Origin of the sequence: Rickettsia canadensis str. McKiel, assembly GCF_000014345.1 — a bacterium.
GTDB classification, from domain to species: Bacteria; Pseudomonadota; Alphaproteobacteria; order Rickettsiales; family Rickettsiaceae; genus Rickettsia; species Rickettsia canadensis.
On the sequence record NC_009879.1, the window covers coordinates 1,023,478 to 1,036,348 of the forward strand.

Consider the following 12,871-nt stretch of genomic DNA (forward strand, 5'->3'; position numbering starts at 1 on the left):
AGCTTCTACCTTTTATATCAATAAATTATATATGTTATTGGCGACAATTACAAAGTAACTAATTATAACAAGCATAAAGAATACTCAAAGTGTTTAAAAAATATTTACTATTTTTCTTATTTTCATTTTTCTCATTTAATGTATATGCATCTATTTGGGATGATATAGCCGACTGTCTTGGCGACCCATGTAATTGTGGTCAAAGTGAGAGAACGGAAATTTGGAATAAGGGCGGCCACAATGAAGTAAAAAGAGGACCTTTTAAACCTGATACATTGTGTCCTCCTTGGAATAAAAGCGACGGTCGCAATAATGATACTTGTTTATTAAAATTTGATTACCCAGGTACATTTATTGGTTTTTTACTCAATAGATGTGCGGAAGAAGCCCCTGATAGTAGTTACTTTAATCCAAAAATTCGTATTAGAGTTCAAAGCTGTAATGCTGCAGCTTGTTGGCACCAACACTCTACTTTAAATTGGGATGGAGAATGTGTATTATGGCCTACAGGTTATGGCCTACCTCTAACTAGAGTTTGTGCTAGAATCGCTGTACCGGAAATGTATCTGCCTTACGGAATAAATGCTAACCCTTTTCCTGCAGATCCAGGTTATACAGATGGAGTACATCTCAATAAAGTCGGTTACACGGAAAGTGATAATAAGATAATCGGTGTAGACGGGAAAATAGTTACTTTAAAATCACCTAAACTTTGTGCTTATAGTGATCCTGGACTTGTTAACCTTGTTTCAGATTCCGGTGTACATCTTGATCCAATGGACTGGAATCCTCATCGTCAACCTCTTCACCAAACTAATCAACTTAGCCCTATTGCAAAAGTATTAAAATTTTTAGTTGAAATGGTAAAAGGAGGAAATTTACCAGGTTTATTAGGACACATTCTTGGTATGATAAATCAAGATTCAGAATTTATAAAAGTACTTCAATCAATACTTAATGCAATAGGAGAGATTTTTAATTTTTTTCCTAATTTAATAATAAAAGTTATTGAAACACTTGGATCATTGAACGGTGCTGTAGATAACTATTCTTTTGGTTGCGTACAATTACCTTTAGGACCTTTTCCACCGCCATATTGTCCAAATTTAGATTATATTAGCATTAATCCTAAAGCTAATAATGTATGTAGCATCAAAGATTCCAACGGCAATTTTGACCAATCTTCTACTAGTCCGGCTTGTGTAGTGTCTAATGTTAGAAACAATATTGTTAATAATACCATACGTGTTAGCTTTAGCAATCTTGTTCCACTTTGTACAGGACCTAACCCTGACCTCAAAACTTGTGTACAACTCAAAAATATAGATTTTTCTTCAGCAAAAATTACTCATACTAATACAGCTTTTAGAGATCTTATCAAATCGTGTAATAATACTTCAGGGGGCACACCATGTATTAATACAGAAATCCCTACGCCATGTAGTGTTACAACTGATGGTTGTAATAATGGATTTAGAATAGTATATTCGCAGAAAATTGGCAGTGTAGAAACACCTAACGATTATTACATAAGCGATATACCGGACTGTCCAAGTTCTAATTCAACTACCTGCCAAAAAGTGTGGGGAGTTAATATCGGCGAATTTAAAGATGTAAGCGTAAAATTTCCTAAAATACAAGGACAAGATCAAGCTGGTTTAAGTAAACCTGGACCAACAAGATTCACTTTAAAAGACAATAACGGTAAAGATAGAAATCTTTATGTCTCTATTAGTAATACCGAAGACGATAAGCAAAATCCTAATAATATTTGCTTATTTGAGTCTAGTAATTTAATAGATTGCATACCACGAGTAAATCATTCTTACAGTTTAGTTGCTTATGAATGTGCAAAACAATATGCTGGAATTACCTGTACTAATAACAATGCCAATGATGCTTATTATAAACCGCAATTCATTGCTTCATTGCAGGTAAGGGACGGTAACAATATTATAGATGAAACAAGTACTCTTGTAACGCCATTGTCATACGCCGGACCTCCACCTCCAAACCCTAATGATACAGAAAGCATAGTCATGCTTGCCGGTTATACTTATAGTTCTTCTGTTGCGTTTATACCTAAAGATCCACCAAAAAATCCGACGGAAGATAAATATATTGCTATGCCATTTTCAGGAAAGAATGCTCTAAATCAATTGACCATTCACGGTAAATATAAAGATGATCAGAAACCTTACGATAATAATGGAAATTTAAACCCAAATGCAGTATATTTAAAATACTTAGAATATATAAACGGTAAATATATTCAAGGCGGAACACATGCCTGCTTGATGCCGAAAAATTTCCAACATTGTAACCCTCTCCCGATTCCTACCTTACCTGATGGCTCACCTATGCCCGGTTACAATAATGACTCTATAAATTGCGTACTTGCTAAACTAAATAGCAAAGATACTATAAATTGTAAGGATTTTAAAAATAAATATAACGTTATTTATCCAAATCTTGGATTATGCAGAGATACAAGTAGCTGCACTCTAAAAGAAACAGTATCAGGTCCAGGAAGAGGCATTAATATTTATACTTGCAATATAAATAATATGCCAAGTAATTGCTATACAAATAACGACAACCCTAATACTCCAATATGTGTTTTAAGTAGGGATTATACAGATAGAATCAAGCCAGAACCTAGCATAGGACCAATATTAGATGATTCAAGATATTATAAAGTGACATATACAAAAGGAGATATAAATAATCCTCCTGAACCGACATATAAAGCTGAAGTTTCAGATGTAAGAGATAAAACTTGGCAAGAGCTAAATCTTTGTACTCCTATATTAGTACCTACTTGTCAGGCAATTCATACTCCTTCAGATCAACATGGTAATGCATTATGGCCTGAAAGCGATATAGGGGAACTTGCAAAAGGAACATGCCCGGTTAATTGGGTAACTATTGACCCTAATAAACCTTTAGAACGCTATTGTTTATCATATTTTGATAGAAGGGTTGTCGAGTTTGAACCTTTAGGTCAAAATGTTGGCTGTAGAGAATCAAAAGGATTACAGATAGATATTATTGAAAATAACTTCCCAACAAAATTAGTTAACACTCCTTATAATCATGCAACTAAAACAGGTGAAGTGATTTTTAATGTAGTACCACAATGGAATTCACAATGGAATATTATGGCATTTCCTAGTAATAATCCGGATACTTTTATAAGTGCATCATATGAACCAGAAGGTACAAAATTATATACTATAACTTTCAAATTAACTTTAGATGCAATTATAGATGATATCGATTATTTCAAAATACTAGATTTATGGTACGACGATTGTATATTATTATATGTCAACGACACAAAACTTCTTAGTGCCCCTATACCTTCTATTGATTCTTTAGACGATCCAAAACAATGTAATAACGGTAGAGATCAAGGTTATGCATTACACGCTGAAGTTAATAACCAACCTATTAGTAAAAGCAATCCTATTGACATCAGACCCTATCTACATCAAGGTGAAAATTTCATAAAGTTCCAATTAAGAGTGATGTACGGCGGAGGGCTATATTATCACATGCAATATAAAATGAAGAGATAAATAAATGAATTGGATTATTTTTTATACGGTAATTGCTACTTTACTGATTCTCGATTTGGGGATAGTACACAAAAAAAACACCGTAATGAGCTTGAAAGAAAGCGTACTTTTTAGTCTTTTCTATTTTATAATAGCTTGTTTATTCGGTATCTATGTTTACTATAATACTGGGGCAGATCATGCTCGTGAATATTATACTTGCTTTTTCATTGAGAAAGCTATGTCACTTGATAATATTTTTATTATCTCGATTATTTTCCAATTTTTTAGAATTCGCAGAAAATATCAACATCGTGTTTTATTTTTCGGGATAATAGGCGTAATAATATTCAGAGCCATAATGATTTACAGCGGTATTATTCTTATAAATAAATTTGCCTGGTTATTATATATTTTTGCCGTAATACTTATTGCTACCGGTATAAAAACTTTTTATGTATCACATAAAACTTATGATATACAGGATTCTTATATTTACAAGTCAATAATAAAAAATCTAAATATTACTCCCAATCTTGAAGATGGTAATTTTGTTGTTAAACTTAATAACAAATTATATTTTACTCACCTTTTTATATCTCTAGTACTGATAGAAACAATAGATTTAGTCTTTGCTATAGATAGTATAGCAGCAATATTTGCAATTACTAATGATGTTTATATAATGTATACTTCAAATATTTTTGCTATTTTAGGGCTTAGAGCGTTATTCTTTTGTTTAGAAGAGATTACAGAACGTTTCAGTTATATAAAATATTCTTTGGCATTAATTTTAATATTTATCGGCTTAAAAATATTTATTCATCATTATATAGTGATTCCGGCATATGTTTCACTCACAGTAACTATTACTTTATTACTATTTAGTATAATTGCTTCCATAATTATTAGAAAAAATATGATTGACCATTAATAAAGGGGATATATAATGTTTTTTTATTTTTTAAACAATTATAATGACTAAATTACTAAAATTATTTTTTTTTACTATTATCATTTTTAATAACATTGCTTTTGCAAAAGAAACAGATTTCTATATAGGAATAGAAAGCAAAATAGTTAAGCCGGTCGTGAGTAAATTTCAACATAAAAACTCAAAGACCGAAATAATTTTAAAAAAATCAAGCATATATAGTGGGAAAATAGGCTATATAATATATCCACAGATAGCTATTGAATTTTTGGAAACTTATCAACCTACATATCTTCTACATTACGTATTACCGCAGCAAAATTTAAGTAACGGTCTTACTATCCCACCTACTCTAGGCAACGCTAAAGTATTATCAAATACATATATGCTAAATCTTATTGATGATTTGGAAAAAATAAAAACTTTTACAGCTTTGGTAATACTTGGAGGTGGGAATAGCACAAGTAAAAGTTAAGCCACCTCTTCTAGGTAGAGTGTTATAAAATAGTGATTATTTTAAAGTAAGAAGAAGTCATAAAAATTGTATTGCTTGGCAAGCATCGCTTGGTATTTCACAAGATGTAACTTCAAATTTAAGTAATTGATGCAACTGCAAAATTACAAACGGCATATAGAGTATAGAGTAAGGATTAATTATGATACACTTGATATAAAAACTGGACAATTCGTGCCAGCAAATCCTATCAAAAAAACTATAGTCGTTAGAGAATTTGGCTTAGGATTTACTTATAGATTGCCATTTTAAGGATTCTGTGCAATATTTATTATGAAAAAAGCTGGATTTCAGTTCTTTCTATTGTCATCCCGTGGCGTGACCACGGGATGGGGGACACAGAAGACTTTTTCTGCTCCAGACAATAACACAAATATAACCAACTATATAAGGAAAAAATATGTCCCAAAAAGCTATTAACTCTTCTTCTACCTCTAACAGTCATGATAAGACGGCAAAAAAACTACATTCCGTACAATCTGTTGTTAACGGGGCGATTTCAGATCATAACACTTATGATGAAGTACCATATGAAAGCTACCCGTATGCTCTTACCAATCCTTATCACTTAAGTACACTTGCAACCCTTTTCGGTGTAAATACTCCTGAAGTTGAAAATAGCAGAATATTAGAGCTTGGTTGTGCTGCAGGCGGCAATTTAATACCGCATGCAGTGCTTTACCCAAAAGCTCATTTTGTTGGTGTTGATTTGTCTAAGGTACAAATTGATGAGGCAAAAAAAAATGTTAAAGAACTAGGATTAAAAAATATAGAGTTCTATCATTGTTCAATAACCGATATTGATAATTCTTTTGGTAAGTTTGATTATATAATTTGCCATGGCGTAATTTCTTGGGTACCAAAAACCGTTAGAGATAAAATTTTTGAAGTTTGTAATAAAAATCTTAGCCCAAACGGAATAGCATATATTAGCTATAATACGCTGCCAGGCTGGAATATGGTCCGTACTATTAGAGATATGATGATGTATCATTCTAGCTCATTTGCAAATGTGCGGGATAGAATAGTTCAATCTAGATTGTTACTAGAATTTGTTAAGGATAGCTTAGAAAACTCCAAAACTCCTTACGCAGAAGTATTAAAAACCGAAGCAGGGCTGCTTGCTAAACAAACTGATCATTACTTACGTCATGATCATCTAGAAGAAGAGAATGCTCAATTCTACTTTCATGAATTTATGAATGAGGCAAGAAAGTATAATTTACAATATTTAGCCGATTGTAATCTCTCAACTATGTATCTCGGTAATATGCCGCCAAAAGTAGTAGAGCAGTTAAAATCAGTAAACGATATCGTTAGAACCGAACAATATATGGATTTTATTACGAATCGTCGTTTTAGAACTACTTTGTTATGTCATAGTAATATCAAAATTAATAGAAATATTAATAATGATGATATAATGAAATTTAATATGATCTTTAATATAGTACCTGAAAAGCCACTGAAAGAAGTGGATCTTAACAGTACTTCTGAAAACTTAAAATTCTTTTTAAACGGTAATAAAGACTTTAACTTAACAACTAGCTCACCTTATATGAAAGCTATTTTATACACTTTTAGCGAGAATCTAAATAACCCGTTAAGCTTTGAAAAAATAACTGCAGAAGCCAATAAAAAGTTACATAATACTAAATTAAATGAAATCAAAGCTGAGCTTTTAAATAATGCAATGAAGCTAGTATTGCAAGGTTATATTAGTATTACAAATCAGAAACATCGAAATAACCCTGAGCTTGATAAACCTAAAACAACAAAAATGGTCATACATCAAGCAAACCACACACCTTATATGTGGGTAACAAATTTAAAACATGAGCCGATTGGTGTTAATTTCTTTGAGAAGTTTGCACTTAGATATATGGATGGAAAACATGATAAAAAAGCAATCATTGATGCTGTACTTGGTCATGTAGAAAAAGGCGAATTAACTTTAAGTAAAGAAGGTCAAAAAGTAGAAAACAAAGAAGAAATACGTAAAGAACTTGAAGTATTATTTACTCTGATGATTGAGAAATTTTCTTCTAACGCTTTGTTGGTGTAATGATTTCGTCACGAGCTACGCGACTAAAGTCTTTGTTGCATGGATCAATGTCATTTCCGCAAAAGCAGAAATGACATTGATCCATGCAACAACTCCAGTCAAGTCACGGGGTAACTGACACCAAAGAGATACTTAAAAACATAAAAATAACTCATGCCTATATTTTTTTATTTATTTGCAACATTAATAACTATAAGCAGCTTTTGCGTTGTTTTAAACAAAAATTCCGTATATTCGGTATTATGGTTAATTTTTGCATTTCTCAATGGCTCAAGTCTTATGATTTTGCTTGGTGCAGAATTTCTAGCTATGATACTGATAGTAATTTATGTTGGAGCTGTAGCGGTATTATTTCTATTTGTGATAATGATGCTAGATATGCATTTTAATAAGGCAATAACACAGTTAAAAGAAAATCTGACTTTAAGTATTTTAATATCTCTCATAATGTTTGCTGATTTAGTAATAATTATTTTACTTGGGACTAAAAATATTAATTTCAGCTCCGATATATTGTTTGCCACAACAAATAATATCTCAAACACTAAAGCAATAGGTAATATACTTTATACTGATTTTATGATACCATTTCAAATGGCGGGTCTTATTCTATTTGTGGCTATGATTAGTTGCATTGTATTAACTCTTAGAAAGCGTGAGGGAATAAAACGTCAAGATATATTAAAACAATTAAGCCACAATAAAGAAAATGCTGTATTAATGACGAAACCTCTTCTTAATAAAGGCATTGAGGATATTAAATATGAATGAATATATTTCGCTTAATCATTATTTAATCTTAAGCAGCTTAGTTTTTACTATCGGCATGTTTGGATTATTTATACATCGCAAAAATATTATCAATATATTAATGTCCATTGAGTTAATGATGCTTGCAGTTAATATAAATTTTGTTGCATTTTCCGTGTATATGCAAGAATTATCGGGACAAATTTTTAGTATCATAATCTTAACTGCAGCAGCAGCTGAAACCTCTATAGGGCTTGCAATATTACTTATATATTTCCGTAATAAAGGCTCAATTGAAATTACTGATATTAATCAGATGAAAGGATAAAGATGTATAAGACCCTTACCATAATGATCATCATATTACCACTTGCCTCTGCAATAATAAATGGGTTATTCTTAAGAGTAATAGATAAAAAATTAGCCCAAGTAATTGCAACAGGGTTTTTATCTTTATCTACTTTATTATCATTAATAATATTTAACCATACGGGCTTAGAGGGGGATATTATCCATATAAAATTATTTCCGTGGATTGTCTTAGAGCAATTTAAAGTAGACTTTGCTATTTATGTAGATCAGCTCACTAGCATAATGTTCATAGCCGTAACATGGGTATCAAGCGTTGTGCATATTTACTCGCTTGGCTATATGGCAGAAGATAAAGGGATTGTACGTTTCTTATCATTTCTTTCTTTATTCACTTTCTTTATGTTAATGCTAGTATCGGCAGATAATTTCTTACAGTTATTTTTTGGCTGGGAGGGCGTTGGAGTATGCTCATATTTACTAATCGGATTTTGGTATTCAAAAGAATCATCCAATAAAGCAGCAATTAAAGCTTTTATAACAAATAGAGCCAGCGATTTTGCTTTTATCTTAGGCATAATAACAATAATTTTTTACTGTGGTTCAGCAAATTATAAAAATGTATTTTTATCTACAGGGTTATTATCTAATACAAAAATATTGTTACAGTTTTCTATTCTAGATATTATTTGTTTATTATTATTTATCGGTTGCATTGGTAAATCTGCACAGATTGGTTTACATGTATGGCTTCCTGATGCGATGGAAGGACCAACTCCGGTATCTGCACTTATTCACGCAGCAACTATGGTAACAGCAGGAGTATTTTTAGTGGCACGCTGCTCGTATTTGTTTGAATACAGCCCTATAGTTCTACAATTTATTACAATTATCGGTGGCATTACTTGTCTTTTTGCAGCAAGCATTGCTATTATGCAAAGCGATATTAAGAAAATTATTGCATACTCAACTTGTAGTCAACTTGGTTATATGTTCATGGCTTGTGGAGTCTCTGCCTATAATAGCGGGATATTTCACTTAGTAACTCATGCTTTTTTTAAGGCATTATTGTTTTTATCAGTCGGCAACGTAATACATGTAGTTCATGAGCAGGATATTTTTAAAATGGGTGACTTACGAAATAAGATGCCGATCACTTATGGAAACTTCTTAATCGGTTCACTTGCATTAATAGGCATTTATCCGCTTGCAGGATTTTACTCTAAAGACTCAATTTTAGAAGCTTCTTATAGTAGCGGATCGCTTATGTTTATTTTTGGAATAGCAGCAGCAATACTGACTGCTATTTATTCAATGAAAATTATTATATTGGTATTTCATGGCAAAACTAAGCTAGAAAAAGATATTTTTGAGCATGTTCACGAACCAGCTAAAATAATGAATAATCCACTTATATTACTCGTTGCAGGGAGCTTTTTTAGCGGTATGATCGGCTATTATTTACTCTCTATGGATAAACCAAACGGCTACTTCCATGAAAGCCTATTTAATTTACATATTTATAAATTACTAATTAACCATCCGCCTTTATATATAAAATTACTACCTATGGCCGTTGGTATAATAGGGATTATTATGGGGATTTACTTATATAAGTCAAGTACTGTTATGTCATTCCCACATAGGCTGGAATCCAGTAAAAATATCAAACACTGGATACCGCGATCAAGTCACGGTATGACATTTTTTAGTAAAATGGCACCTTTCAGGTTAATAGGTAATATCCTATACAACAAATATTACTTTGATGAATTATATACTTATTTAATTGTTAAGCCTATTAACTGCCTAGCCTGTTTATTTTATCTTGGGGATCAGAAAATAATTGATCGTTTTGGACCGAACGGTTTTTTACGAGTTGTTAATTATTTTAGTGTTCTTACTGGCAAAATACAAACAGGGTATGTTTTTAATTATGCTTTATATATAGTATCGTTTATTGTTGTAACAATTAGTTATTTTGTTTTTACTTTCTTTCAAAAGTAGTATTGCATACTACTTTTGAAAAAAGAATTAAGCTATATTGAGTAATAAAGATGAAAGGTGACTTCCATCTTCATTACCAAATTAATTTATTTTTTATTTTCACTATTCTTTATTTATTGGGATATTATATACAAGGATGCTAGAATTACCTATTATATCTATCAGTATTTTTCTGCCGCTAATAAGCGTGCTATATATTTTGCTGTTTATTAGTCAAAGTAAAAAGACAGATAAACCAATATATGTAATGTATGTTGTAGTGCTTAGTTCTGTTTTAACATTCATTTCAACTACCTATATTTTAGTAGAGTTTGATTCCTCAAATCCCGCTTATCAATTTGTCGAACATTATACATGGCTTGATAAGATCGGTCTTGAATTTCATGTAGGTGTTGACGGTATATCGATATTTTTCGTTGTTCTAACTTCTTTCCTTACTCTTATTTGCATAATCGGAAGCTTATTTACCGTTAAAAAATATATTAAGGAATATTTAGTATGTTTCTTATTAATGGAATCTTTTTGTATAGGAGCATTTACCTCAATAAATTTACTATTATTTTATCTGTTTTTTGAAGCAATATTAGTACCGATGTATATTATTATTGGTGTATGGGGTGGCGAAAATAGAATATATGCGGCTTTTAAATTCTTTTTATATACTTTCTTCGGTTCAGTATTTTTCCTACTTTCATTAATTTATATTTATAGCAAAATTCATAGTTTTGATTTAACCTATATTCCTGAGCTTACCGGTAATATTCCATTGTTTGCTCAAAAAGTTTTATGGTGGACAATTTTTATAGCCTTTGCCGTTAAAATCCCTATGATTCCTTTTCATACTTGGCTACCTGATGCACACGTACAAGCTCCAACCAGCGGATCGGTTATTCTTGCCGGTATTCTATTAAAACTTGGAGGCTACGGTTTTTTAAGAGTACTACTTACATTACTACCGACTACTTCACAAGCATTTGCAATTTATGTAATTTACCTTAGTGTCATTGCTATAATATATGCATCACTCGTAGCCCTCGCTCAAAAAGATATGAAGAAGATGATAGCCTATTCATCAATTGCACATATGGGATATGTTACGATAGGCATGTTTAGTTTTACTGAAGCTGGAATTAGTGGAGCAATATTTCAGATGCTTAGCCACGGCGTGATTTCTTCATGTCTATTCTTAATAGTCGGTACTTTATATGAAAGACTACACACTAAAGAAATAGCTAAATACGGTGGTGTAGTAAATAAAATGCCTGTACTTGCTACATTTTTTATGATGGCAATTTTTAGCTCTATCGGGCTACCTGGTACTAGCGGCTTTATTGGAGAATTTTTAAGTTTGCTTGGAATTTATAAGGTAAATATAGCAGCAACTTTTGTAGCCGCTCTCGGTATAATCCTTGGGGCAGGTTACATGCTAAAATTATATAAAGAGGTTATGTTGGGAGAAATTACCAATAAAGAAATTATGCATTTCAGAGATTTATATAAATACGAAATAATCTCAATAGCTCCTTTAATATTATTGATTATTTACTTTGGTATAATGCCGAATTCTATTCTAAATATATTCCGTCTATCGATAGAAAATTTGTTAGTTAGGTTTTGATGGTTAATGCTATTTCTGCACCCTTTTGTTATTTCAGCAATGGGCTGGGTCTTGTTGCATGGATCAAGAAACGTACTTAATGTCATGCAAGCGTCGTTGGTGGTAACCCAATAAAACTTGTGTTTTTAGGTTTGTTTTATCAATTAATTTGTAATTTTTATACCAAAATTAAATTTTTTCCGTCTACACGGAATGACATAGTAACAAAATTATGCTATCACTTCATCAATTACAATTTAACATAGAACAAAGAAATTTATTTGATCTCAGCCTTACTTTTCTTCCTTCTTCTATTACATATATAAAAGGAGCTAACGGTTGCGGTAAAAGTTCAATGCTACGAATGATAGCAGGAATTATGCAACCGAGTAGTGGTAATATCTACTATAAAAACTGTAATATTAACAATACAAAGTATATTTCAGAAAGCTTCAGACAAGATAAATTAAAAAGTGAGTCTGTACAACTTATAAAAATACGTGAGCAAAGACGAATTCTGCAAAATTGGCTTGTATCAAGCTTTACGAAATATGCTGTAGCTAAACCTTATTGTACTTATGTAGGTCATAATTTAGGTCTAAAACTTGAAATGACTGTTTTTGAGAATCTAAAATTTTGGTCAGAAATTTATAATTCTGCTGAAACCCTATATGCTGCTATTCATTATTTCAAATTACACGATTTATTAGATAAAAAATGTGCTAGTTTATCTAGCGGGATGCAGAAAGTCGTGGCCGTAGCAAGGCTTGTTGCTTGCCAATCGGATTTATGGTTACTTGATGAAGTTGAAACTAACTTAAGCAAAGAAAATAGAGATTTGCTAAATAATTTAATTGTCATAAAAGCAAATAGCGGCGGTATTGTTCTCCTATCATCTCATCTAGAAAGATCTATAAAATCTGCACAGATATTACAACTGGATTAATTATTACTTGTTTTGCATATTTTTACCAATGCAAAATAAAAAAGGCTAACTATAATCCAAATTGAACAATTAATTATTGTACTTACAGCACGTACTTTAGTAACTTCCATATAAGAATGAATATATATATTCATTCTTATCACTAATGCTCTTGTCTTCTAACGCTTTTGGAGATAAGCCTTTTAATTG

The 12,871-nt window shown here is 31.5% G+C and carries 8 protein-coding genes and 1 pseudogene; all 9 read left to right on the forward strand.

Annotated features, from left to right (window positions below; all coding sequences use genetic code 11):
- The first annotated feature begins 89 nt into the window (after positions 1–89).
- The 9 genes and pseudogenes from A1E_RS04485 to A1E_RS04525 all read left to right on the forward strand — a co-directional run bounded on the left by A1E_RS04485 (position 90) and on the right by A1E_RS04525 (position 12,682).
- Complete coding sequence (locus A1E_RS04485; RefSeq protein WP_012149113.1) at positions 90–3,581, forward strand: hypothetical protein; 3,492 nt, start codon at positions 90–92, stop codon at positions 3,579–3,581.
- 4 nt (positions 3,582–3,585) lie between these two features.
- Positions 3,586–4,494, forward strand: coding sequence for a TerC/Alx family metal homeostasis membrane protein (locus A1E_RS04490; protein ID WP_012149114.1), 909 nt, complete (start codon positions 3,586–3,588; stop codon positions 4,492–4,494).
- A gap of 43 nt (positions 4,495–4,537) precedes the next feature.
- Positions 4,538–5,260: pseudogene (locus tag A1E_RS05920) on the forward strand (porin family protein).
- Between the two features lie 148 nt (positions 5,261–5,408).
- Complete coding sequence (locus A1E_RS04500; protein ID WP_012149117.1) at positions 5,409–7,073, forward strand: methyltransferase regulatory domain-containing protein; 1,665 nt, start codon at positions 5,409–5,411, stop codon at positions 7,071–7,073.
- A gap of 153 nt (positions 7,074–7,226) precedes the next feature.
- A complete protein-coding gene (locus A1E_RS04505) occupies positions 7,227–7,844 on the forward strand; it encodes an NADH-quinone oxidoreductase subunit J (RefSeq protein WP_012149118.1) in 618 nt (205 codons plus the stop codon).
- Positions 7,837–8,151, forward strand: coding sequence for an NADH-quinone oxidoreductase subunit NuoK (gene nuoK, locus A1E_RS04510; protein WP_012149119.1), 315 nt, complete (start codon positions 7,837–7,839; stop codon positions 8,149–8,151). Before A1E_RS04505 ends, nuoK begins: the two co-directional genes overlap by 8 nt.
- A gap of 2 nt (positions 8,152–8,153) precedes the next feature.
- Positions 8,154–10,139, forward strand: coding sequence for an NADH-quinone oxidoreductase subunit L (nuoL, locus tag A1E_RS04515; RefSeq protein ID WP_012149120.1), 1,986 nt, complete (start codon positions 8,154–8,156; stop codon positions 10,137–10,139).
- 136 nt (positions 10,140–10,275) lie between these two features.
- The gene (locus tag A1E_RS04520) at positions 10,276–11,757 is read left to right on the forward strand and encodes an NADH-quinone oxidoreductase subunit M (protein ID WP_012149121.1); all 1,482 of its coding nucleotides are present in this window, start codon (positions 10,276–10,278) and stop codon (positions 11,755–11,757) included.
- Between the two features lie 211 nt (positions 11,758–11,968).
- Positions 11,969–12,682 (forward strand): ATP-binding cassette domain-containing protein, encoded by a 714-nt coding sequence (locus tag A1E_RS04525; RefSeq protein WP_012149122.1) that lies wholly within the window; start codon positions 11,969–11,971, stop codon positions 12,680–12,682.
- Positions 12,683–12,871: the final 189 nt, after the last annotated feature.